This window comes from Leuconostoc suionicum, from assembly GCF_001891125.1.
Classification (GTDB): domain Bacteria; phylum Bacillota; class Bacilli; order Lactobacillales; family Lactobacillaceae; genus Leuconostoc; species Leuconostoc suionicum.
Genome location: NZ_CP015247.1, coordinates 1,013,875 through 1,036,261, shown reverse-complemented (window position 1 = coordinate 1,036,261; position 22,387 = coordinate 1,013,875). Strand labels below are relative to the sequence as shown.

The 22,387-nt window shown below is 39.0% G+C and carries 27 protein-coding genes and 2 pseudogenes; 12 read left to right on the top strand and 17 right to left on the bottom strand.

Annotated features, from left to right (window positions below; genetic code table 11):
• Positions 1-5 precede the first annotated feature (5 nt).
• Both A6B45_RS05200 and A6B45_RS05195 read right to left on the bottom strand, forming a co-directional pair.
• Positions 6-2,273, bottom strand: coding sequence for an ArdC-like ssDNA-binding domain-containing protein (locus A6B45_RS05200; protein ID WP_072613656.1), 2,268 nt, complete (start codon positions 2,271-2,273; stop codon positions 6-8).
• Positions 2,260-2,526, bottom strand: coding sequence for a hypothetical protein (locus A6B45_RS05195; protein WP_002814593.1), 267 nt, complete (start codon positions 2,524-2,526; stop codon positions 2,260-2,262). The genes A6B45_RS05200 and A6B45_RS05195 overlap by 14 nt, the downstream gene beginning before the upstream one ends.
• Before the next feature lie 112 nt (positions 2,527-2,638).
• Here A6B45_RS05195 and A6B45_RS05190 point away from each other — a divergent pair, with 112 nt between their 5' ends.
• The 9 genes from A6B45_RS05190 (at position 2,639) to A6B45_RS05150 (ending at position 5,808) form a co-directional block, all read left to right on the top strand.
• Positions 2,639-2,914, top strand: coding sequence for a hypothetical protein (locus A6B45_RS05190; RefSeq protein ID WP_072613655.1), 276 nt, complete (start codon positions 2,639-2,641; stop codon positions 2,912-2,914).
• A 65-nt stretch (positions 2,915-2,979) separates the two neighbouring features.
• Entirely contained in the window at positions 2,980-3,411 is a 432-nt protein-coding gene (locus tag A6B45_RS05185) for a JAB domain-containing protein (protein ID WP_072613654.1), read from the top strand.
• Positions 3,412-3,428: 17 nt separating this feature from the next.
• Complete coding sequence (locus A6B45_RS05180; protein WP_072613653.1) at positions 3,429-3,773, top strand: hypothetical protein; 345 nt, start codon at positions 3,429-3,431, stop codon at positions 3,771-3,773.
• 10 nt (positions 3,774-3,783) lie between these two features.
• A complete protein-coding gene (locus tag A6B45_RS05175; RefSeq protein ID WP_072613652.1) occupies positions 3,784-4,155 on the top strand; it encodes a hypothetical protein in 372 nt (123 codons plus the stop codon).
• Positions 4,142-4,354 (top strand): hypothetical protein, encoded by a 213-nt coding sequence (locus A6B45_RS05170; RefSeq protein ID WP_072613651.1) that lies wholly within the window; start codon positions 4,142-4,144, stop codon positions 4,352-4,354. The genes A6B45_RS05175 and A6B45_RS05170 overlap by 14 nt, the downstream gene beginning before the upstream one ends.
• Before the next feature lie 238 nt (positions 4,355-4,592).
• Entirely contained in the window at positions 4,593-4,931 is a 339-nt protein-coding gene (locus A6B45_RS05165; protein ID WP_237048941.1) for a hypothetical protein, read from the top strand.
• The gene (locus A6B45_RS05160) at positions 4,931-5,374 is read left to right on the top strand and encodes a hypothetical protein (RefSeq protein ID WP_072613649.1); all 444 of its coding nucleotides are present in this window, start codon (positions 4,931-4,933) and stop codon (positions 5,372-5,374) included. The genes A6B45_RS05165 and A6B45_RS05160 overlap by 1 nt, the downstream gene beginning before the upstream one ends.
• On the top strand, positions 5,367-5,579 hold the full coding sequence (locus A6B45_RS05155; protein WP_072613648.1) for a hypothetical protein: 213 nt from the start codon (positions 5,367-5,369) through the stop codon (positions 5,577-5,579). The genes A6B45_RS05160 and A6B45_RS05155 overlap by 8 nt, the downstream gene beginning before the upstream one ends.
• A gap of 10 nt (positions 5,580-5,589) precedes the next feature.
• Complete coding sequence (locus tag A6B45_RS05150; RefSeq protein WP_072613647.1) at positions 5,590-5,808, top strand: hypothetical protein; 219 nt, start codon at positions 5,590-5,592, stop codon at positions 5,806-5,808.
• Between the two features lie 220 nt (positions 5,809-6,028).
• Here the strand turns inward: A6B45_RS05150 and A6B45_RS05145 are convergent, their stop codons facing one another.
• Entirely contained in the window at positions 6,029-6,238 is a 210-nt protein-coding gene (locus tag A6B45_RS05145; protein ID WP_072613646.1) for a hypothetical protein, read from the bottom strand.
• Positions 6,239-6,255: 17 nt separating this feature from the next.
• Between A6B45_RS05145 and A6B45_RS05140 the strand changes: the two genes are divergently transcribed.
• Both A6B45_RS05140 and A6B45_RS05135 read left to right on the top strand, forming a co-directional pair.
• Positions 6,256-6,486, top strand: a complete 231-nt coding sequence (locus A6B45_RS05140; RefSeq protein ID WP_072613645.1) for a hypothetical protein — start codon at positions 6,256-6,258, stop codon at positions 6,484-6,486.
• Positions 6,467-6,790 (top strand): hypothetical protein, encoded by a 324-nt coding sequence (locus A6B45_RS05135; RefSeq protein WP_072613644.1) that lies wholly within the window; start codon positions 6,467-6,469, stop codon positions 6,788-6,790. Before A6B45_RS05140 ends, A6B45_RS05135 begins: the two co-directional genes overlap by 20 nt.
• Before the next feature lie 396 nt (positions 6,791-7,186).
• On the opposite strand, the gene A6B45_RS05125 is transcribed toward A6B45_RS05135, so the two are convergent.
• The 5 genes from A6B45_RS05125 to A6B45_RS10570 form a co-directional block, all read right to left on the bottom strand.
• Positions 7,187-7,507: a MazG nucleotide pyrophosphohydrolase domain-containing protein gene (locus A6B45_RS05125; protein ID WP_004915900.1), complete on the bottom strand. Its 321-nt coding sequence runs from the start codon at positions 7,505-7,507 to the stop codon at positions 7,187-7,189.
• Positions 7,508-7,523: 16 nt separating this feature from the next.
• Positions 7,524-7,778, bottom strand: coding sequence for a hypothetical protein (locus A6B45_RS05120; RefSeq protein WP_011679840.1), 255 nt, complete (start codon positions 7,776-7,778; stop codon positions 7,524-7,526).
• Entirely contained in the window at positions 7,775-8,143 is a 369-nt protein-coding gene (locus A6B45_RS05115; RefSeq protein ID WP_072613642.1) for a hypothetical protein, read from the bottom strand. Before A6B45_RS05115 ends, A6B45_RS05120 begins: the two co-directional genes overlap by 4 nt.
• Positions 8,136-9,458 (bottom strand): Y-family DNA polymerase, encoded by a 1,323-nt coding sequence (locus tag A6B45_RS05110; protein ID WP_072613641.1) that lies wholly within the window; start codon positions 9,456-9,458, stop codon positions 8,136-8,138. Before A6B45_RS05110 ends, A6B45_RS05115 begins: the two co-directional genes overlap by 8 nt.
• Positions 9,459-9,681: 223 nt before the next feature.
• Entirely contained in the window at positions 9,682-9,744 is a 63-nt protein-coding gene (locus A6B45_RS10570; RefSeq protein WP_223317226.1) for a hypothetical protein, read from the bottom strand.
• A gap of 325 nt (positions 9,745-10,069) precedes the next feature.
• Here A6B45_RS10570 and A6B45_RS05100 point away from each other — a divergent pair.
• Positions 10,070-10,357 (top strand): annotated as a pseudogene (locus tag A6B45_RS05100) (recombinase family protein); the annotation flags it as partial.
• A 227-nt stretch (positions 10,358-10,584) separates the two neighbouring features.
• Here A6B45_RS05100 and pcp read toward each other — a convergent pair.
• From pcp to A6B45_RS05060, 9 genes and pseudogenes are all read right to left on the bottom strand, one after another.
• Positions 10,585-11,232, bottom strand: coding sequence for a pyroglutamyl-peptidase I (gene pcp / locus A6B45_RS05095; RefSeq protein ID WP_072613639.1), 648 nt, complete (start codon positions 11,230-11,232; stop codon positions 10,585-10,587).
• A 35-nt stretch (positions 11,233-11,267) separates the two neighbouring features.
• Positions 11,268-11,345, bottom strand: a pseudogene (locus tag A6B45_RS10565) (site-specific integrase); the annotation flags it as partial.
• Between the two features lie 230 nt (positions 11,346-11,575).
• On the bottom strand, positions 11,576-14,578 hold the full coding sequence (locus A6B45_RS05090) for a restriction endonuclease (protein WP_072613638.1): 3,003 nt from the start codon (positions 14,576-14,578) through the stop codon (positions 11,576-11,578).
• Between the two features lie 14 nt (positions 14,579-14,592).
• Entirely contained in the window at positions 14,593-16,566 is a 1,974-nt protein-coding gene (locus tag A6B45_RS05085; RefSeq protein WP_072613637.1) for a site-specific DNA-methyltransferase, read from the bottom strand.
• A gap of 21 nt (positions 16,567-16,587) precedes the next feature.
• Positions 16,588-17,355, bottom strand: coding sequence for a DUF4391 domain-containing protein (locus tag A6B45_RS05080; protein WP_072613636.1), 768 nt, complete (start codon positions 17,353-17,355; stop codon positions 16,588-16,590).
• A gap of 2 nt (positions 17,356-17,357) precedes the next feature.
• Positions 17,358-20,585 (bottom strand): helicase-related protein, encoded by a 3,228-nt coding sequence (locus A6B45_RS05075; protein ID WP_237048940.1) that lies wholly within the window; start codon positions 20,583-20,585, stop codon positions 17,358-17,360.
• Positions 20,586-20,654: 69 nt separating this feature from the next.
• On the bottom strand, positions 20,655-20,837 hold the full coding sequence (locus tag A6B45_RS05070; protein ID WP_072613634.1) for a hypothetical protein: 183 nt from the start codon (positions 20,835-20,837) through the stop codon (positions 20,655-20,657).
• A 622-nt stretch (positions 20,838-21,459) separates the two neighbouring features.
• Positions 21,460-21,639: a hypothetical protein gene (locus tag A6B45_RS05065; RefSeq protein ID WP_072613633.1), complete on the bottom strand. Its 180-nt coding sequence runs from the start codon at positions 21,637-21,639 to the stop codon at positions 21,460-21,462.
• A gap of 174 nt (positions 21,640-21,813) precedes the next feature.
• Positions 21,814-22,155 carry a hypothetical protein gene (locus A6B45_RS05060; RefSeq protein ID WP_072613632.1) on the bottom strand — a complete coding sequence of 114 codons (342 nt, stop codon included), beginning with the start codon at positions 22,153-22,155 and terminating at the stop codon, positions 21,814-21,816.
• Between the last annotated feature and the right edge of the window lie 232 nt (positions 22,156-22,387).

Sequence of the window (22,387 nt, the reverse complement as noted above, 5' to 3'; positions counted from 1 at the left end):
TCCTTTTATATGTGTCGTGTACTTGTTTGATTAATGGCCTGATAGTTTTGTTCGACAACCGCTAACTTATCAGGCTTAAGCAATTTTGTTGTTTTTGGCTGACGAACTTCACCGTTGCTCAAGTTATCCGATAGATACTGAGTAACATCGGTACTAGCTTTGAGTGCCTGACTAATGATCTTGCCAGTGTTTTGACCCTCTAGCGCCTTTAAATTCTTTGACCAACCCGCAATATAATCAACGCTTTTCTCACCAGGCTCAATGCCTAAGTTTTTAGTAATCACATAGCTGGATAACTCTGCCTGCGTTTCTTTAATGGCTGTGGGCCAATTATTTTGACTTTGCAAGGAATGAAGCTGCGCGTGCGCTATTTCATGCGCTAAGGTGTGAATTTTATCGGTTGGGGTAAGATCACTGCGCAACAGAATATATTTTTCATCCTTATTAGTTTTTGATTGGACAAAAGCACCTTTTGCTTGCCCTTGCCAGGTCATTGGCCGCTTGGCAATTTGTTCGTCCACACCTTGGTCAATGACGGGCACTTTAAGCTTGTCGGCGAACGTCAACAACGTTTTATAGGCCGCATCCAAATGTTTTGGACTTTTATCAGTGGCTAAGTCAATTGGACGATTCGGTAACATACTTGGCAATTGCTCAGCTGTGGCATTCGTTTGGCGAACATCAAACACGGTTTCGACTGGATAATGTTTAACACTGCGGACTTCCAATTGCTTGTTATTGGCTAATTGCTTTTGTTCAGGTGTCGCATCAGACCAGCGTATTTTTTCGCCATTGGCAGCAATGATTGTTTTTAAGTTGGTTGGGGCGCCAAATATTTTGATGCCCTTTTCACCCTTATTAACTTGGATGCCATCAGCAGACCATTGTTTGTAGCCTTTCAACAAGGTGGCTTTTGGATTTTGTAGTTGAATCAACATTGAATTACGAGCCGAATAATTTAAGCCAGTCGCGGTAAAGTCAAGGAGCTTTTTAAGTTCAGCGGGATCTTGTTGGTACTTGGCCACCTTTCCCATTGCCTCTTGAATTATCTGCTTATTCTTCAAAGCATTTTCCTTACGACGATCAGCTTTGGAACGACGTTCTTTACTCTTTTTCGGTGTTTTTTCGTCAACTGCTGGCTTAACAGGTTGAATGGTACTCATTTTGACATCCACATAATCTGGTTTACCGGTTTGTGTCTCTTGCACTGCAAGTTTTTCTAAGGCATCTAAGCGATTAGCATTATCCGTCATACTCATAACGCGCCGCCCTGTAACTCCTGCTTTCAATTGTTCGTTCCAATCTTTGCCTTGTAAGGGAATATGACGCTCTGCTTCAATCGCTTCACCAGTAATTGGATTTTTAAAACTAAATCGATCAAAGTAATCTGCGGCTTTAAATCCTGCGACATCATTATCAAAAGCCACAATGATCTTATTAAATTTGGCTTGCTTAGCCGCAACCGCATCATTCAAATATTGCAAGCCACGTTTCGCATCAGTTCCAGACACAGACAACAGCGTGGCGTTAATTTTCACCATGTCTTGATGGTTTTGTTGGGCATAACTCAATAAGTCAATTGGGCTTTCAAATAAAATCAATGTTTTGTTACCTGAACCAAATGAGAGGTTATAACCCGTTGAGGTATCACTGCCAGCAAAGATTTTTTTGGATGTGCCACGCTTTTTGTAATGTTCAAAGTCTTGTTCAGTCCCTTGACGATCAGCGCCCACAATTTTGCCATTCACATCCTTCCAGGGAAAGATGACGGGGTTTTGATGCAACTTATCACCTTCACGGTAACGGCTACCTTGTACCACTGCGCCACTTTTCAATAAATTGTCAACGAACTGTGGATTGAGCTTGCGTTGATTAACTAAATAATCTTTGGATACGTTTGTTTCTTGAGTTTTGAAGACCTTGTCATAATCAAACTTGTAACGCGGTGTGTTGTCTTCGTACAGTTTAGAGACATCAATATTTTCACCTTTGACAAAGCGCGCGTAGGCCAGTTGATTTTTAATAGCGGCACCTTTACTGTCACCATCTGATTTGCCTAATTCGTAGTAGTGAATGAAATCAACTAAATCCCCTTTAACACCAGTCGAGTTCCAGACAAAACGGTTTAATTTTGTTCTAACCACCAAACTATCGTGATCAACCATGCGTAACTCAGTGGGAGTCTCCGTTGTGTAAGGAATACCTTTCCAATCGCAATAGCCACGAATTGGTAATAATTTAAGTTGCGCACGTTCTTCCTTACTGATCGCCATGAGCTTGTCCTCCAACTTGTTTGTCAATTGGTAAGTGATTCAATTCAGCAAATGCCTGGTCAATATCATCTGTTTCCAAGTTCATTTTGGCTAACAGTGACCGTCCCAATTCAGCCACAAGGGCATCATTAAGTTGTTTGATGTCTTTTTTGATCGCGCGTTTTTCGTCTTGAATTGCTTTTGCCTGTAAATCTAGTTCATCCAAACGTGTTTGCTTTTCTTTAATTTGTTGGTCAATCGTTTTTTTAGCCATTTTGTAGCTCCCTTTTTGTTTAATATAGGGCCAATATATCAACCTTTTAAATAACTTCATAAAAGTAAATGGTTTTTCCTGAGACAACACAAATCTCCCAGTCCCCCTAATCATGAACTTGACAGGCGTGGTTGAGACCACACCAGTAAAGTTAATTGGGGGTTCAAAAAAAGCCATCACATTCAAACGATTTTCAAACCGTTTAAATGTGATGGCTTTCCTTCCTGCTGACTGTTATGCACCATCTATTCTTGCTTTTGTGACTACCAAAACTCTAACAAGCCAAGCAAATCTAAGGACTAAAGTCCAAAGATTTGGGCTAAATTTGCAAGGCCAAGCACTACGTGTCGCTACGCGAGCTTTGCAAACCCGCCCTGGCTTGTTTTAGTTTGTCCGTTCACAACGCAATAAGAATAAATTGGTCACAAAACAGGCCAACAGGAGGACAAGTTTATGTCTAATATCACAGTCACAAATTCAGGTTTTCAACTGAGAGATGTCAGTGTAGACTTTACTGCTAAATCAGCGGTTGAAGTCGGTAATTACCTCAAACATCAAATTGGGCGTCAATTGCAAGAACGGTTGATTGTCATGAGCTTGAATTCTCAATTAGACGTTATCGCCTCAGACACGATTGCCATAGGACAAATTTCCAGTATTGTTGTATCCCCTAGGGAAGTGTTTCAAATAGCGCTCTTAAATAACGCCAGTAGTATCATTCTTGCGCATAATCACCCCAGTGGTCATTTACTTCCCTCACAAGAAGATATTGCCTTAACACAAAAGCTAAGCGAGATTGGTCAGCTATTACAAGTACCAGTTAATGACCATTTTATTGTTACAACTGATGATTATTACTCATTTGCAGAAAATCAGTTTAAATAATCAGGAGAAATATAAAAATGAATATCAAAATTATTAGAATGGAAACCTACTTACAAAATCCAGCAATGGCACTCATTCCTAGCTGTGCTATTCAAGCCGTAGAACTTGTTTATGAAGCTAAAAGCTATGATGAAGACGATTTGACGGCTAATGTTTGGTCGGGGCTGGAAGATGAGCTATCCGAGCTAGGACTTTACTACCCCGTCAACAACAATTGGGTACACCATCAACATCTAAATGAGAAATTTGATAGATTAACAATTGGCTACGTCGCAGACAACAACATCACGGTCACAAACGAAATTCTAGTAAATCATATTCACGGCAGTATTGATGGTGATGAAAGACCCGATTGGATGTAAAGGAGACACTATGGCATGGTATGAACCTCATCAAGGATTGATAACTGACTATATGATGATTGAACAAAATATTTCAATAACTGCAGAATTACTGAGCTGGCGGGATTGCGACAAACAATTCAAACCAATTCGCTTGCAGGCGTATCGTAATGACTACAATGACAGTGATCATGACTATTTCTTCTCATTGCGGTTTGCAGAATATCCATTGTCAAATCCTGTTTTTGATAAAGATGTGACGGCACTAGTATGTGGCAACCCAAAAGCCAGTGCAGCAACCATTCGTAAAAAGTTGTTTAAAATCATGAATGACTGGTGGCTACACAATCCAGACTATCACTCACCAAAATCAGAAAAGGAGCAACAAAATGACAGAAACTAACCCATTTGAAATTGTAAATAAGCTAATCACTACCAATGGTGTGATGATTGCAACTCTCAAAAATGGTGATGAAATAACCGTGGCTAGTAATGGTCTAGCGAGACATAACGGGACTTACTTCAAAGATTATGGCGACATTCTAGCGAGTGTTTCAATTGATACAATTCTTGACGCTATTGTTCAGTCAATATCTCAATAAAAAAAGCCATGACTATTTTTTAGTCATAGCCCTTCCCCAGTCCCCCTGATCATTAACTTGACAGGCGTGGTTGATACCACACCAGTAAAGTTAATTGGGGGTTCAAAAGGCTCACTTCCGTTCGCATCGCACCAAATTGTTCTGTTTGCTCTGTGCCGTTTTCACAATCGCATGATAAAGAGTCTGTAAGGCGCAAGCGCCAAACAGTCTCTACAAAGAAACACAAGGACGTGGCAAGTTGCTGCGCAATCCTTGTGTTTCTTTGGTCATCATGCCAATTGTTACCCGTCACGACGCAACCAGCTCAATTGGAGCGATTGCCAACAGGAAAAAGTTTTGGAAAGGTTTATTTCTGATGGAAGTTTATTATCAACTCATTCGCAACAGCGGTCATACCGTGCGTTATGCCTCAACTGATAAGCAAGTTGTTCTCACGCATGGCTACCCAATTTATTTACAAATCTATGGCGCTAATCGTTCTACAGATTATATTTTGAAAGACACGTTTGCCTTTTTAACCACCAAATACGGCAACAATATTAAATTAGTCAATGTTGATGAACTGGAGAAAAAATAATGACAAAGCAATTCTATGATGATTTTAGTAAATTACCAATTGCCAAAATGGCACAAGAAATAACAAACATGACTTATTTGTTTAATGAGACCAAAGTGCCAACTAGTCACTATAAAGCGCAATTAAGTAAAGGCTTTGAAGAAATGGTTGAAGCTAGCGTTAGTGTTTCATTAGTTAACACCATTTTCAACACCTTGCAAGCTTTGCAAAAAGAAAGCCCAAAGTTGTTTTATCAAGCTATGCTCTGCCTTGATACCAAAGTAAAGCCTAGCAGTATTACTCCCAGTCAATATCAAGCAATGGAATTTACTTGGTCACAATTTGAATTGAACAAAAAGAAAAATATCCTTGATAAGGACTTTGTCCAAATCTTCAATCAAGTTGAAGAAAACGGACTCACCTATTACACGCAAAACCAACAGGAGACTAATGACAATGAATGATGAAGTGATTGAAAATATAGCCATACGTTACTTTTCATGGTCTGATGAATTCCCTATGGGCGGGAGTGAAATTCACATCAGTGAGTCCACAAGCAATGACTCGGGTGAAATAGATTTATCAGATGATGAAGCACTGCGATTAAGCGCATTTATCATGGAAGAATTGGCTGAGGGTAAACACGTTACCCTAAGAACCACAATTTAAGGAGAATAATATGGCAATCGTCAACGTTAAATATATGAAAACATTGGTTAAAACAGTGGCAGTTAATGTCCCTGATACACTCACAGATGAACAGAAACTGACACAAGCTGTTGAAATTGGTAAATGTCACTATTTTGACGAAAAAGTGATTTTAGGAGCAGATGATTTAGATTTACGTGAAATCAGTGCGGAGTACAAACAAGAGACCACGGACTACGAGGAATTTTAATCACAGATAGGAGTGTGTGCTTATGGGTGTATTCGTTTTTAAACTTCTCATGCTAATTGCCATGCTGGTCTATATTTTATATTACCTAGTCGGTGTGATTATGATTGCGCGTGAAGATGATGAGCGGTAAAAATTTTTTGCCGTGTTCCCCAGACCCGCAAGCGGGATCAAACACGCTACGCTTATCCTGCCAAGCTCTTGGGTGCCACTTCGCTTTAAGTCAAACATTGTGCCACAACCAGTGACTTGTAAGCTGTGGTGATGATACCACAGCAACAAGCACTAGCACAGAATACAAGGGCTTCGTAAATTCGCTACGCTCACCCTTGTATTCTGTGCTGCTTGTGTCCCCATGTTCTTCGTCAAAACGAAATAACACACCAATCACAGGCAGGGCCGACAGGAAAAAGTTTCTGCCTGGTGCGTACATAATCAAGGAGAACTACTATGAATCGAATTACCAAGGTTATCACTACTATTGCCGCAACAATTATCAGTTGGGATATTTTATTAATGGTCCTCAATGGCACGATGCTGTATGTCTTGCTCACCCTGGCTGGCTTTTATGTCTTAGCTTGCTCGGCTTTCAAGCAGTCCGCTTATAAAGCGACGCGTAGCTGGATTGATACCGGTCACCTGTCCCATAAGGAGAAAACTCATGTCAAAACTCACAACTAAATCATTGTCTACCACTACTGATGTTAAAGGATCAGTCATTTTAGAAAGCAATGGCCAATATATCTACCCAGGTTTAGCACAAGCAATCTTTGACGATGCTATTTTTGGTCCGCGTATTTTAAAGCGTCTGCAACGTCTTTTTGTTGACCACCCAGAAGGTCTGAGTGAATCAGGTCATGATTGGTATTTTGGTTATTTGGTCTGCGCTTATACGCAAACGCATTTTGGTATTAAGAATCTATTGAACTATCCTTCAGTGACAAAGGAGCTTTTTTCTCTCTGTCTGACAAAACTATCTGAATAGGAGCATAAAATCATGTTATTTTTTTGTTTATGTTTATTAGCAATGTTTCTATTTTGGCTGTTCGGCCACATCATTGGCACCATCCTGTATTTGAGCATCCTATTTGTTGGTCATTTGATTTCGTATTGGTACTTTTATTTACCACTTATTATTTTGATAAGTCTAGCTATTGCTTTTGGCATCAAAAGTGTCTTAGCGATGCTGGTGCTAATTATTCTCATTCTTTCACTTGTATTAGCACTAATGATATACTGGACGCGTCATCACAATTCATAACAAAATAAAAAGCCCTGAATAATCAGAGCTTTTACCGAACTATAACATTTGGTACCCAATGGTTAAGCGCGTTGTAAATGCCACTGGTATCATTTACGCCTATCATTATAGCATGAATTCTTAGTCTTCATGAAAGCGCTTTTTTAATTTGGTTTCACCTTGAACAATTAGTTCGTCGACATCTAAATGATATTTATCACTCAAAATCAAAACCTGGTCTAAAACATCGGCTAATTCTTCTTTGAGATGCTCATTAAGCTCCGTAGGTGTTTGTGATGTTTCACCGGGATGATCACGCCCCAGTTCAATGGCTCGCACTGTTTGTGCCAGCTCACCAACTTCTTCCATCAAAAAATTGAGTCGGATAAAGGGTGAATACTGATACCATTCACGTTGTTTATAAAAATTTATTAGCCATTGTCTATGTTCATCAATTATCATTTGTAACCCCCTTTGTTTAAATATTAGTGTTAACTGTTAAGCCCGTTTCTTTGCGTATTTTAGCAATGATTTCAGGTATCTGTTCTCTGTACTCACTGTCTAAGCGAGCAATTTGTTGTGAGTGTGTTGCTTTGCCAATTTTATAGTATTCAAAGAAAATATTGACCTTCTTTGAGTATATCTGATCGACCACCCTTACTTCATAGATTGTGTTAGGTTGCTTAGCAAACATTTTTTTAATATCAACAATGATAGCATCAATTTGATTCATTCTTCTTTCACCACCGCTCTAATATTTTCAAAGGCAATATAGGTCTCTTGCACATATACACCCAAGTCAGAAAAACCATCGACCAAACCTGTTAGGTTAGGTACTAAGTGACCGTCCGTGTCCTCAATATTTTGTTGTACAGTCACAAATTCATAATTCGCTGCGGCATGACGCAAGATATTTTGACAAGCCGTTAAGGACATCATTGGTAATTTAACAGGTACGGCATTTTTGGTCTGTGCTTCACGTTTTAAAGCTGAGGTATGGTCTGACAGAAAATAGCCATTCCACTTCACCTTACCACGCTCGCGATAGTCGTTTTGAAAGTAATTGTTAATCATCTTACTAAATTCTGCATCACTCATAGCTGTTACCTCCGTTATGACCACCAACAAGGCTGGCACGGTTAATCGCCGTACCGCCTTTTTCTTTGGACATTGCCCGCATCAGGGCTGTGGTGCCAAACCGTTTTCGAATTTCATCAACAACTTGATCAATCTTGTTGGATTTAATTGATTTTTCTGGTTGTTCAAAGAGGTCAAGCTGTACGCCAGTGTCCTCAATTAACCCGCCATAATCAATCCCAATATTGCGAATCACTTCACCATGCCAATGCTTTTCAAACAAAGCCACCATAATTGCCATTAGTTTGTGGGTATCATTAGTGGGATCAATTCTTTGTTGTTTTCTAAAACCATGACTTCCCTGGCGTTCACTTTCGGAAAAAGAATACCCGATGAACAAGCTAACCAAACAAGTTTGTTTCTTATGTGCTCTGATCCTGGTAGCCACTTGATCAGCCATTTCACGAACAACAATCTCAATCTCTTCTTTTCGTTTATAATCACGCGGTAATACCTGAGAATTACTGTATGATTTGCTTTTAGGCACGACCACCTCAGTCATATCAGTACGATCAATGCCCCAAGATAAGGCAAACAATTGCTCACCCACTAACCCCATCTTTGCTCTAAATAGATAAGGATCCTGATGCGCTAAGTCGTACATTGAATGGATACCCATCACTTCAAGTTTGTGTGCCGTACGGGAGCCAATACTCCAGACATCATCAAGTTTCGTAATGGGCCATAATTTTGTCGGCACATCCTCATAGTGCCAAACACCCGTCAGGTTTCTAGTGTGCTTTGCTTCAATGTCTAAGGCTATTTTAGCGAGCACAGGCGTGTCACCAATACCGACCGTTAAATAGACACCTGTTTCTGCTCTAACTTGCTTTTGAATTTTAAAAGCTACTTCCTCAGGAGTTTTACCAAACAACCGCCAAGAGTGGGTTACGTCTAAAATAGACTCATCAATCGAGTACGGCAGCAAATTAATATCATCGGTATATTGACGATAAATATTATTGATTTTTAGGTTTTCAGCAATATAATTATTCATCCTAGGGTGTGCGATAAACAAGCCATGCACATCAGGTAAATCACGCTGGCGCATCACATTACTAATTCCTAAGTCCTTCTTAGCTGTTGGTGAGGCCGCTAGAACTAAACCACCATTAGTGTTTGCTTGTTCAGACATCACGACTAAATCACTTTTTAATGGATTAAAGCCTCGCTCAACATTTTCAATACTGGCGTAGAAACTTTTTGAATCAATTAGGAAGAACACGCCACGGTTTTCTTTGCTATAATCATATTCAGTTGTGATTGCGTTTTCCATCAGCAACCTCCAAAAACAATTGTGTATAATTCATTATACGAACAAGCGTTCGTTTAAGCAAGCGAACAAAACATTAAATTTGTGACAAAAGAAAAAGCTATGCTATAATAAAGACATAGAAAAGAGCCGTAGCGCTAACTACGACTCCTAGCAAACCCGTTTCGACGGTGGCTAAGCTTTAAGTTAAACTAATAACCATTCGCTCATCCAAAGCTAAGAATGGTTATTTTTTTGCGCTGTTTTTGATCAACACAACAACTAAAGTAATTAACGATAGAATAAACATTCCAAAGCTAATCATTAGCTGTAATGCATCCGATACGGACACTAGGCATCTCCTTTCCTAGAATCTGGGCTTCTAGCTGTTACACCATAAGCACCACCTCCATTCGGGATAGCCACCATCTTAACTTGTTTGCTGTAACTAGTATAGCATACTCCAAAATACCAATTGGTCTAAAACTCGAACGCTTGTGAAATTTTGAAAAATGAGTATTAAAATAAGGCTTCCAAAGACTTTGTGAAAGTTTTTTTGGAAGCTGCTTATAAGTCAATAATTAAAGGGTTAGATCCGTTTCATTACTTAATGACATAAGTAATGAGATAAAAAGATGAAATATGGCTATGCGCGGGTCAGTACCACTGATGAAAAATTAGCAAATCAAATTGAGTTACTAAAATTTGCAGGAGCAGAAAAAATCTTTCAAGAAAAGTTTACCGGCACAACTACTGAACGACCGGAGTTTCAAAAACTGTTGCGCGTTCTAAAAACAGGCGATACTTTGATTGTCACTAAGTTGGATCGGTTTGCGCGGAACACGCGCGAGGCGTTAGCCATTATCCAAGAGTTGTTTAAAGAAAATGTCAAAGTTAATATTTTGAATATGGATTTAACCGATCAGCCACTTGGGTATTGGACAGACCTAGCTCACAAAAAGTTTCGATTTTAATTCATTCTGAATAGGTTATACTAGACAAAAGATCAGCTCCTAAAAATGGGTTGTGGTAAACACCATTTTAAAGGAAGCTGGTCTTTTTCGTCCGAACAGCGTTCGGATTAATTTTACAATAATCTACCAAAGCATATCTAAAATTCAGCTGTTCTGCAAAAACACTAAACAGGCTTTTAGTGATCCTTGCCTTCAATCGTTTCGATATCGCCTTTGCCGTCACGGGACACGATGGCCTTGATAGCGGCAGTGATGCCTAAAACATCATCGTCCAATGACAACGCTGGTGTTTCCGGACGAGTGACAACCTGTTCCGGCAAAAATGGAATATGCATGAAGCCGGCCTTAATATCGGGAAACATCTTATCCAGCATATACTGTACCTGATAAAAAATGTGGTTGCAGACGTAAGTGCCTGCTGTGTTGGAGACTGCTGACGGAACACCAGCTTCCCGAATGGCTTTGGCCATGGCCTTAATTGGTAACTGGGTAAAGTAGGCATTCTCGCCATCGCCATGAATCGTGTGATTAAGTGGCTGATACCCGGCATTATCTTGAATCCGACCGTCATCCAAGTTAATCGCAACTCGCTCCGGCGTGAGTTCAAACCGGCCACCAGCCTGACCAATGCTCAACACATAGTCAGGCTTTTCTTTGGCAATAGCATCTTTAACGACATCGGCTGAAACATTAAACTTTGTCGGAATTTCCAATTTAACGATTTGTGCCCCAGCAATTTCATCCGGCAAACGTTTCACGGCTTCAATCGCAGGATTAATTTTATCGTCGCCAAAGGGATCAAATCCGGTAACAAGAATTTTCATGAGAAGATTTCCTTTCTAAAATGCCAAGAAGTACAGAAACTATCGAGAAGTGTATCTTGTACCATCTTTAAGACGTTGGAGTCTTTGATGGGTAGGACAATTTGTTGCGCCATGATTTATATATACCTTTCTGAAATTAAATAATTAATTAAATAATTAATTAAATAAATTGTTTATTTATTGATGACCAGGACCGTATTTCTAAACTTCTTTTATGGTTTATTATATCACTTAACAACAAAACAGCCCCCATTATCTAACCGGTAGATAATGGGGGCTGTTTTAATTGTCTTTTTGAGGGGTCATTACTAATTATAGACCCTATAGGTCAGCGTGATATAAATTATAATTGATTTTCATCTGTAACGACACGGTACTCAACATCAACACCGTCACGCCTCAAAGCTTTGAAATGTTTACGACCATATTGAATGCGTACACGCTCAGGTCGTGCTAGTTCTGATTCAATTGTTCCCTTGGTTTCAGCGACAAAATGCATCACCTTATCGCCATTAATTTCCCTGAGAACTGCCCAGTCGGGATTGTAGTTTCGTGTTGGTGTTGAAATATTAAACCAAGACGGTAACTTAATGAAGTACTTGACGTTATTGTCCAGGTTAGCCGATTCGGCGAACTTCTTTTCAATCTTAGAGTCGTAACGTACATATGCGTATGGCGTCTTATCATCACTAACCGAAACCATGTTTGGCGTGTCACCTTCAACAACACCGCGCAAAGGCTCAGACTTGAATAACTCAGCATCCCATTCTTCATCGGTCATCTTGTAAACGATGTTTTCAGCGATGTGATTCTCTTTTAGTTCATTCAACAAGTCGCCAACGTACTCTTCGTACGCAACTGGGTTCATCTTGAAATCAGCAGTAACTCGATCAGCAGCACCATTCAAAATGCGTGCAATAATCCGACGAGTGAGGCCAGTTTCATTTTGAAGATAAGTCAAAATATCGAACTTACTCAAGTCGTATTCTGCCTTCGCAACCGTTTCACGAGTACCATCACCTTGTTCGGCATCGTAAACAATTCCACCATCGGTCTGCTTAATTGATGCCATACGCGTTGTATATTGCACCCGACTAATTGGTGAACCATGCTTAAGTCGAGCTACAGCTAAATTGACAAATTGGTCTTCATCAAAGTGGATTTCGTAAGTTGTCTTCTTGTTAATATGATTCCAAAGCTCCAAGAAGTTGGGATCTTTAATCAAATCCAACTTTGCAGGGACATCCTTAATCGGCATATCTCGCTTAACCGGTACACGTCCCATATTATGCTCCGCAATTCGAAGAACTTCAGCCTTAACGTCACCAAACTCATCACTAAGTTCAATTGTTTGACGTTGAACGGCTTCTTGCAACTTTGAAGTTGCCTTTCTATTTGATGACAAGTAACCGGCATCAACAAGTTCGGTAACCAGTTGTGTTGACTCATCAACCGTCAAGTGGCGTGTAGATTCAGTACCATCTTCAGCCACCACTGTACGTTCGATTTTGGTAAAGATGATGTCTTCGAACTTACCAAATTCAACACCGTCGTCTTCATATTCTTTTTGAAGATCGGTAGCAAACTTCTCATAAGACTCATTGGCCATCACCGTCAACGTGTTCACATCAAAACCAGGAACACGTTGTCCATCTTGGTTAACCGCGATACGCAATCCACGACCAATCTTTTGACGCTTCGTAATTGTATCTTTCGTTTCCACCAGAGTTGCAATTTGGAACACATTGGGATTATCCCAACCTTCCTTCAACGCTGAGTGCGACCAGATGAATCGCAGCTTATTGGCGTTTGAAGTATTACCCTTTTCTTCATCGTAAAAGGTAAGCAACCCTTCCTTATTCTTCATTATGGTCTCATATGCAGATTCATCGTCCTTAGTTGCCTTATTATTCCCCTTAGTGTCTACTCGAGAATTCTTGAAAGCTCCCGTTTTTCCATCAACTGAGAAATAACCATTGTGAACTTCGCGCACTTGCACATCTCGATCACGCAAATTTTTATACGTATCTTCAGCAATAAGTCGCTCATATTCTTCCTCAAACCACCGACCATACTCACCAAGTTCCGCATCTTCATCTTGTGACGCACGGTACTTCGCAACCTCATCAATAAAGAACAAACTCAATACTTTAATCCCCCTAGGATTCAAGTACAATTCCTTATTCAAGTGATTCCGGATTGTATTTCGAATTTGCAAACGCTTAGCATTCTCATCCTGAATATTTTGAGATGCCATAGTCAGCGACTCGTGAGTTGTAAAGTGTACAGCCTGTGTGTTTGGATCATCATCACGTGTAAAGTCGATATCCTGAACGTCGCCATAGTCATCATAGACACTAAGCTTCGTCTTTAGAGCGATATTATCACCCTTCTTCACTGTGATTTCAGCCTGCTCACCTGCAGCACCCTTCTTAAACTTGTAGACACCCAGTTTAGCAGTTTGCTTCTTAGCGTCCGTACTAATCAGGCGCATGTATGCTTCATTTCCATCCGCATCAGCTTCAATAGAAGAAACCACAATTTGCTTAACCAATTCTTGATCATATGCTTCAACCGGCCCCAAACGATAAATCAATGGGTATGACTTATCACGGTGAGTTGCTGAGTACCTAAACGCAACGGATGGATGCAAGTCTCGAATTGCGGCCTTTGCATTTTCAGTGTTATCTGTTGACTGTGGTTCATCAATTATAAGAATCGGATTAGTTTTTTGCACTACATCAATGGGTGCAACACCTTCCAATTTCTCCATCGGCTGTTTGAACTTAGTATCATCACGATTAAATTTTTGAATATTAATTATCATAATATTAATCGTTGCTGATGTAGCATAATTTCTAACCTCAGTAGGTTTATCCGGATTATATACAAACGTGTTAAACACTTCACCATCATACTGAGACTTAAAATATTCTTTCGTTATTTCGTAAGTTTTGCGCACACCTTCAAGGATTGCAACCGATGGCACTAGGATGACAAACTTCGTAAATCCATATACCTTGTGTAACTCCAAGATGGTTTTGAAATACACAAAAGTTTTACCTGTACCAGTTTCCATTTCCACATTAAATTGTGGAAATCCGACGGGCATAGCCTCAATTGGTGAAATTCCATTAGTAATTTGTATCTCTCTAACGTTTTCTAGCAACACCTTACGAGATACTCCTAAAGAATTTCCAACACCAACATCATTTTGCTGCTGTCCCAACATTTCAGGGCCCACAACAGTGAAGTTGTTTTGCCGTATCTCTTGTCCCCTAAAGATATTAACAGCGGAATTAACCGCATCATCCTGATACGCAAGCTGATCAAACCTTATTTTCACTTACTTGCTCCTCACTAAATTGACTTAATTTCAGACATATCGTATCCCGCATTTTTTAAGATTTCTAACGAGTTCAACTTTTCCTCAGTGTTGACAAAGGCATTGTCGGACAAAATCACATTTGACACAATTAAGTCTTCTTGTTTCTCCGCATATTCCCTCAAACGTGAAATGACGTTTGCGACTTCTCTTGTCAACATTTCACCAACAACCACAAAAAGAGAACCATATTCAACATTGTAGACGGAACCCGTACCAACTGATATTTCATCAATGTTCGCAGAAAGATCTAGGCCTTCTTTAATCAGAACTTCATAGACTAAGTCTAAATTAGAACGGCTGTCTTTTAAATTTTTTGCATTAAAATCCAACAAATCAGTTTGCCGATTAACGTTCCACTTTTTAATATTTGAAGAAGCTAACTCAAACACTTTGAACCCAGTATCAATAATCACATTCTCTGTGTTCTCTTGCACCACCCGCCCCGCTCTCTTTAGTCTCTCCTCCGCTAATTCAGTCAGAGCATGCGGCTTCCCAAGTTTTTCCAAGACCTGAATAGTTTGTTCAATCGCCGTTTTGGCATCACCAGTAGCGTTTAAAACTGATTCATCTAAATTCTCCGGCAACTGAACCATGATAAACCGATTAGCAGTTCCTTCACTGGCCATTTTAAACGCGGCATGGCCTAATGTTCCCGAACCAGAAAAGAAATCCGCTACAATATCCCCATCTTCAATGACAAGTGACATCATCCATTTAATTAAATCAGACGGTTTTGGGAACGAAAAAGCATCTTCACCAAATAAAGAAATAATTTCATCCTTCGCTGCCTGATTATCTGGCAACCCATCCGTCACGGTTTTAATAACCTGAGTTGACTTCAGTTTCTTAGAATACAACTTCCCATTAGTTTTAAAGAAAAACTCTTCAATTTTTTGACCTTTAGAATCGAAGACCTGTTCGCCCCGGAGGAATGACTTAATCATATTTTTGTTGGTCCACCCAGCTTCCAAATCAACATCATTAGCTAACATTCCATCTTTAAACTTCAAGACTCCATGAATCTTAATTAACTCATTTCCAGGTATTTCATCCTTAAATTCTGCGGAATCCCCGTCAAAACGCACACTTCCGGCAGGAAAATGAATAATACTTGCTGGGTGACGTCCATCAACCCTTTTATTTGTTCGATCTATAATGTATGCTTCGTCTCCTGAGGATTTAAAATGACTGATTTTAGTATAATCTTTCGCCACTACAAGAACATACTCATGAGCTTTCGAAATAATTCCAGCATTAATGCCTCGTGGCAAACGCCAAATTAAAGTACTCAAGATATCATCTTCTGAGAATCCGGAAATTAGTAATAACTTTTTCAAATTAGCGAATTCATGATCGTCAATGGAGATAAACATAACCCCATCGTCCGTCAATAAGTTTCTAGCAAGAATTAACCTTGGCAGCATCATTGACAACCAATTTGAATGATATTTACCATTAGTTTCAGAATTAGTAGATGTTTTGTTCCCCTCAGAATCACGTTGACCCGTTACTTGAAGATATGCTTTTAGAGGCGTTGTGTAATTATCCTTGTACACGAAATCACGTCCCGTGTTGTACGGAGGATCAAGATATATCATCTTAATAGCTCCTTGATAACTCTTCTGTAACAACTTTAGACTTTCAAGATTGTCACCCTCAATATAGATATTGTCAGTTTCATCCCAATTTTTAGACTTATCTACTCTAGGTAACAATGTAGAATCAGTAGCACTAAATGCGGAACGAATTGCCTCAGCCTTACCAGGCCAATTAAATTCATATTTCACATTATCGTTATTTTCACCATCTAATAGCGCTAGAAGAACATCCCTGTTAACATCACCGTTTTCATCAAACAATGTAGGCATGTCACTCTTTAAAATTTCCATAATCTGCATTCGATAGTCTTCAGTTAAACCTGTTATTTTTTGAATTTGAGATTCCATGTTTTTATCCGATCATCCTGTCTACTTATGGGGGTCTATAATACCCTTAAGCTGCAACTTTAACTTACGAATTTCAGCTGTCAACTTCATTCGTTTATTTAACTGTTTTTCTTTTTGAGCAGCAGTTGTCAATCGCCGTATTTTCAGCTCCAATTCCAGTATCTCTTTGTTCTTTTGTTCAAAATCGGTATCATTATCAATCAATCCTGAAACTCGTTTGGAAAAATTGTACTTTTCAATTTTGGAAATCCAATTCTTGTACAGTGCCTTTAGATTTGATATCACGACATTATCAAACCTTAATATCTCCATAAACTCATTGATATCATCCACAAGCACTTCAGCAGAATGATGGAATTTTTGAGCCGAGACTAAATTCTCAGTTCTCTTTTTGGACCCGTAATCTGCAAGTATCCATTGATGATACTCAGCACCGTCGGTGTCATTCCGAACTAATTCAACAATTGATACTTTCGGAATAGATTTGAGGATAATTGCAGCAATTTTCTCTCTATACTCAGCCTCTTTTAATTCAACATGAATATAATCCAATTCCCGGACAGAAAAATCTTCAGTCCCTATATATTCTGGAATATTACTATTGCTTGTTTTAATTACAAACAACCAGTTGATTTGCTTGACGTTATTTGTAATTAATTTCTGGTCAGGTATGCCAATATGTCCAGCTTTATAAATCGCCTCTTTTGCAATTACCCGATTATATAATGCAGCTTTCGGAAAATATGCCTTATTAATCAATAACTCTATTGTTTGATTATCCACAGCCATGTTTAGTTACCTCTAATTATCAAAAAGGAAATTAATTCAACGTCATCCAGTTCGTCGAACAAATCCGGTTGAACCGTGCTAATTTCATCCAAAAACAGAGAGGCAATTCCAACTTCCTCTTTTCGGCCCTTAATTTGCTCAATTGCACGGTTTAACAAATTTGTGTAGAACGACATATCAATTCCTTCATTCGTCTCCTCATTAAACGATGACAACAACTCATTAAACACTTCATTTTGACCACTCGCCAATCGCTTATAGACATCCAAAATCTGCTTAGATTGCGTGTACTGGTACTTAGCTGTTCCGTCATTGCAAATATAAATCAGGATATATGACAAAATACTGTTCTCTCGTCCGATGCCATCAATAGTTTGACGCAATGCAAAAACAACACCAGGTTCCGCGTCATCCAGCAAAGAACTCTTAGTTAACGCATACATACCCTTTGGGGCATCGGACAACTTGTCTCCATACGTTTCCAGTGCTGCCTTTAAGTCACTTTTAAAATCATTGTACGTCAAATCGGTAATAGAAATTGCACCATTCACATCTTCCATATCCAAGACTTCGTTTTGTAGTGACTCCAATTGTGCCTGACGGTACTTCAAGTCATTCATCTTGTCACCACTGTCATTCAAAACATCTTCCTCACCAGTGGCAGAAGCGTTCAATAAAACCATCTTGTTACGAACACGACTCTCGAGATTAATGTAATCATCAAGCTCAACATTAGGCCAGAAATTAACTAATTGAATTTGCTTATTGGTGGATCCAATACGGTCAATTCGTCCGAATCGTTGAATGACTCGAACCGGATTCCAGTGAATATCATAATTGACAAGATAATCCGCGTCTTGTAGGTTTTGTCCTTCAGAAATGGTATCTGTCGCAAACAGAATATCAATATCGTCACCACCAGTGACTCGACCCTTTGACTTTGGAGAGAAGTTCAACAAAATGCTGGTCATATCTTTTTTGCTAATGTTTGCGTTCGATTGATTATCTTGCCCCGTAATAAGCGCCGATTTAACCCCATATCGTTCAAGCAATCCTTCATTCAAATTGTCGTATAAATAACGCGCCGTATCAGCAAAGGCCGTGAACACGATAACTTTTTTGTTATCACCATTTAACGGATGCTGAATTTTTGTTGAAATCAACTCTTTCAGCTCATCCAACTTATTGTCCCGTTCAACGGTAACTTGAGATGCTGAATCCAAGATACGTGTAACAACAGCCACATCAGCTTCAATGGCCTGTTTAAAGGCGATTAGATCAATATCACCCAAAAAGAACTTACGAGTTTTATTACCTATGACCAAATCATCAATCTCTTCATCATCAAACAAATTCTCTGATTGATCAAAATCAGAAATACTATGTTGACTGCCGGGATTCTTTTCTGCGTCAACAATACGTTCTAACATTGCGTACATATTTGCACGAGTACGCTCAAGTGTTAACCTAAACGCAAATACCGATGATTCCAAACGCTTTAGGTAATTCACTCGAATCAAATTTGCAATTGCACCTTCGCGAGCTTCTTGTGACAATCCAGCGCCAAATTCAGAACTTGCTCCAGTTGAAGAATACAGCTTCTCATACTCTCGCTTTTTGTTAGGCAGAATATAACTCAAAGGACGATACGTTGCAAACATCATGCCATTGATCAAATCCGCGACATCCTCAATTGGCATAAACCTGTTAAGTTTGTCCAATTGTGATTTCATATTAATTGGCTTTAGTCGATGTGGGAACTCCCCTATGTCCTTTGTTGAATAGTACTTTTCAATGTGCTTACGTGAACGTGCAATCGTTAGCAAATCCAACAATTTGAAATAGTCAGGGTTCACCAAGTCTTGGAATGTTTGCGTATTACGCTGCTCATCCGGCAACTTATCCCACTCATTGAAACTTTGTTGCGCCAAACGAAGTGTGTTATTAATGCTATCAATTCCCCACTGACTCAAGTGGTCATCACGACCTTCAGTAATGAATGCAATTTGGTTCTTGATGTCGGTTAGGCGATTGTTTACCGGCGTTGCAGACAGTAGTAACACCTTAGTTCGAACGCCACTCTTAATGATTTTATTCATCAAACGTCCGTAGCGACTCATGCCTTCATCATTAGCATTTCGGAAGTTGTGCGACTCATCAATCACCACAAGGTCATAATTACCCCAGTTGACGTGTTCAAGATCAACGTCGCCCGACATACCTGATGTACGACTCAAATCAGTATGATTTAAGACCATGTAATTAAATCGATCATCTACCAAAGGGTTACGGTCATCGTTTTGTGTGTAGAGCGTCCAGTTCTCGCGCAAACGCTTGGGCGCCAATACAAGAACTCGGTCATTACGCATTTCATAATACTTAATCACAGCAAGAGCAGAGAAAGTCTTACCAAGACCCACAGAGTCCGCTAAAATAGCCCCATTGTACTTTTCAAGCTTCTCAATAAGCCCTGAAGCCCCATCCTTTTGGAATTGATACAAGAGACTCCAAATCTTTGTCTCCTTGAAATCAACACCTTCACGAATAACACTTTTACCCGTGATTTCATCGATTTGATCATGAAAGATGTTATAAATTGTGACAAAATACAGCCATTCTGGTGTGTTCTCGTCGTACAACCGCTCCAACCGATCTAGCAATATCTGCGTTATCTCATGAGAGTTGTTATCCCAGAGTTGTTGAAAATTATCAATCCATGGCGTGATTTCATCAACTGTCATTCCCATAGCACTAACTGGCCACGTCATGTTTGACTTAACCATACCCAGCTTGTCGGCGTGCAAGTCAAAATTCTGAATAAACAGACCATCGTCTGCATTCTTAATGAGCGCGAGGTTCTGCATACTTCCTTGCGGCACTTCACGAATCACCAGCTTCTCTTTTATTACACGTGTCAAATCACGTGCAATAGAAGTCGTTGTCATTTTATTTTTTAACGAAATTTCAAATTCATTTCCATTGATATCATAATCTGGATTGAACACATATTGTCGCGTCTTTTCTGACGATTCAGGCGCTTTCAAAGGCTGAGTTAACATCAAGTTAACTTTTTTAGCTTGCTTCAGTTCACTTTTTAACGCGTCCAAGGCGTAAATAGACATCCCAGCTGTAGCAATATCAACCACACTAGTTTTATCAATAATGTCTTTCATAGCATTTAGAACAGTATTACTACCTGTGTTAGATATCATTATAGGAATTGCCATCATAACTCTCCATTTCAAAAGTGAATATCCAATAAATAGACTTTAATGTACATTGGTATAATGTAAAAAAACTTAATCTTTGAAGCAATTCAGTTTTCTAGCTTCAGTCTTTGGCTTGTCAATAGCTGCTTGTTCAAATTTATCTTCCGCCATTAAACTATTCTTCTTTTCTTTTTTTGTTGTTACTATTTTCAAAAAAACGCCACCACTTTTTAGGTTTAGTTTGCACGTCCGATGTGCTAACTTCTGGTTCATGGCGTGTGCGACTACCTCTTGTTTACTATCCTCATGAGGTGGCGTTAATGCTTTTAAATTATTGATTTCTGCCTCATATTAATTAAAAATTTTCCCTGGAATGCTGATCGTTGTTGCTGCTCTAATTTTGTTTGTGATTCTTTATTTTGAAATTAATTACGTTTAAAAGCTAATTGTTATTCTAAAGGATGCTGATGTTTAGTCCCAACAATTAAGGTGTTATTGGGTGTTGTCTCCCGTTGCCAATCCAGATTTCGATACACGAAAAAATTTTTTTATTATTTTCTTGCTTCTGAGAATTCAAATCTATTCGAGCAACTACCCTGATTGTACAATCAACGCCGATTACATTCTGTGCTAAAAATTTTGCTGACACAAAGCTTGTAATGGTGTTTCCAGAATCAGTTTTCTATAACTATAGCTACCTCCTTACAGTTCTGTTTGTTTTCCAATATACGTGATTAGACAAATTTAGGATAGTGTGCCTACTTGAATAAATCAACTAGGCGTAACTATCATATACCCTCACCTTTAACCATTGAGGATTAGCATACTGCTTTAATTGTGTTACTGGCACCGTGTTTGTAAAGAGGCGTAGGCCCTCAGATGAAAAATTTAAAGTTTAGGTTAAAATGTTCAACCCATACATTGAACTACCAATCACTTCGCTGTTAATTAAAATTTCCTGAAAACCATCAGACTTCAAATTATTAGGGGCCGTCCGAATGAGACTTAGTTCGTCACCTATTGTATTTTGTAGAACAATCTCGTTAGCAGTACTAATGACACTTTTCTCTTCCATATTCTCAATTTTCTCCAAAGTTAAGTTAATTATATTATGCCACTAATCAACGCAAGTTGACCATACTAATTGAACAAGATTGCGTTCTATCAAATCAATAATCTAATTTAGCTTTTAAACAGCACTTGATATCACGACAGACACAAAAAATCCTGGTCTGAGTGTTCCATCACATTAATTAGCATTATATAAAATATCCAGAATTTTAACTTTTTCATCAGGATTAGCTTTCTTATATCTGTTTTTCAGTTCGATAACACTTTGTGTTCTCGCCCTGTAAGCTGCCATACCTTTCAAATCATAGAATTTGTGATACAAATTCAAATTATTTTGGATGGCCTGACTATTAAGATGTTGCAGCTGCTCAGTTGCTAATTGTTCAATAGTTTCATTTTCTGTATTTTTCAGTATTAATGTTAAATCTGCTTCAGAAATGCCGGGTGTTTTAATTGATTCAATTAACCCGTATTGCTTTAAAGCCATTAATCGTAGTTGATCATCTAGTATACTTGACATCTATTTCTCCTGTTTAACGTCACTGGGACTTTGCCACAAAAAAACCGCGCTCGATATACGAACACGGTTAAGTGACGTATATCCGTTTACAGTGGAGCACCTTACCAATTGGCAGGTTGCTGCTAGGTCAAAGTGTGTAACCACTCACTAGCTCTTGATATAACACGTGATTTAATTGTTGGTTTAACTTTATAATATTTCTTTGCTAATGTCAAGGCATTTCTGCTCGTAT

Excerpts from the sequence above, each read along its gene's own strand:
- A6B45_RS05200 (WP_072613656.1), bottom strand. The coding sequence starts at position 2,273 with ATGGCGATCAGTAAGGAAGAACGTGCGCAACTTAAATTATTACCAATT.
- A6B45_RS05195 (WP_002814593.1), bottom strand. The coding sequence starts at position 2,526 with ATGGCTAAAAAAACGATTGACCAACAAATTAAAGAAAAGCAAACACGT.
- A6B45_RS05190 (WP_072613655.1), top strand. The coding sequence starts at position 2,639 with ATGAACTTGACAGGCGTGGTTGAGACCACACCAGTAAAGTTAATTGGG.
- A6B45_RS05185 (WP_072613654.1), top strand. The coding sequence starts at position 2,980 with ATGTCTAATATCACAGTCACAAATTCAGGTTTTCAACTGAGAGATGTC.
- A6B45_RS05180 (WP_072613653.1), top strand. The coding sequence starts at position 3,429 with ATGAATATCAAAATTATTAGAATGGAAACCTACTTACAAAATCCAGCA.
- A6B45_RS05175 (WP_072613652.1), top strand. The coding sequence starts at position 3,784 with ATGGCATGGTATGAACCTCATCAAGGATTGATAACTGACTATATGATG.
- A6B45_RS05170 (WP_072613651.1), top strand. The coding sequence starts at position 4,142 with ATGACAGAAACTAACCCATTTGAAATTGTAAATAAGCTAATCACTACC.
- A6B45_RS05160 (WP_072613649.1), top strand. The coding sequence starts at position 4,931 with ATGACAAAGCAATTCTATGATGATTTTAGTAAATTACCAATTGCCAAA.
- A6B45_RS05155 (WP_072613648.1), top strand. The coding sequence starts at position 5,367 with ATGAATGATGAAGTGATTGAAAATATAGCCATACGTTACTTTTCATGG.
- A6B45_RS05150 (WP_072613647.1), top strand. The coding sequence starts at position 5,590 with ATGGCAATCGTCAACGTTAAATATATGAAAACATTGGTTAAAACAGTG.
- A6B45_RS05145 (WP_072613646.1), bottom strand. The coding sequence starts at position 6,238 with ATGTACGCACCAGGCAGAAACTTTTTCCTGTCGGCCCTGCCTGTGATT.
- A6B45_RS05140 (WP_072613645.1), top strand. The coding sequence starts at position 6,256 with ATGAATCGAATTACCAAGGTTATCACTACTATTGCCGCAACAATTATC.
- A6B45_RS05135 (WP_072613644.1), top strand. The coding sequence starts at position 6,467 with ATGTCAAAACTCACAACTAAATCATTGTCTACCACTACTGATGTTAAA.
- A6B45_RS05125 (WP_004915900.1), bottom strand. The coding sequence starts at position 7,507 with ATGATAATTGATGAACATAGACAATGGCTAATAAATTTTTATAAACAA.
- A6B45_RS05120 (WP_011679840.1), bottom strand. The coding sequence starts at position 7,778 with ATGAATCAAATTGATGCTATCATTGTTGATATTAAAAAAATGTTTGCT.
- A6B45_RS05115 (WP_072613642.1), bottom strand. The coding sequence starts at position 8,143 with ATGAGTGATGCAGAATTTAGTAAGATGATTAACAATTACTTTCAAAAC.
- A6B45_RS05110 (WP_072613641.1), bottom strand. The coding sequence starts at position 9,458 with ATGGAAAACGCAATCACAACTGAATATGATTATAGCAAAGAAAACCGT.
- pcp (WP_072613639.1), bottom strand. The coding sequence starts at position 11,232 with ATGAAAATTCTTGTTACCGGATTTGATCCCTTTGGCGACGATAAAATT.
- A6B45_RS05085 (WP_072613637.1), bottom strand. The coding sequence starts at position 16,566 with ATGGAATCTCAAATTCAAAAAATAACAGGTTTAACTGAAGACTATCGA.
- A6B45_RS05080 (WP_072613636.1), bottom strand. The coding sequence starts at position 17,355 with ATGGCTGTGGATAATCAAACAATAGAGTTATTGATTAATAAGGCATAT.
- A6B45_RS05075 (WP_237048940.1), bottom strand. The coding sequence starts at position 20,585 with ATGATGGCAATTCCTATAATGATATCTAACACAGGTAGTAATACTGTT.
- A6B45_RS05070 (WP_072613634.1), bottom strand. The coding sequence starts at position 20,837 with ATGAACCAGAAGTTAGCACATCGGACGTGCAAACTAAACCTAAAAAGT.
- A6B45_RS05065 (WP_072613633.1), bottom strand. The coding sequence starts at position 21,639 with ATGGAAGAGAAAAGTGTCATTAGTACTGCTAACGAGATTGTTCTACAA.
- A6B45_RS05060 (WP_072613632.1), bottom strand. The coding sequence starts at position 22,155 with ATGTCAAGTATACTAGATGATCAACTACGATTAATGGCTTTAAAGCAA.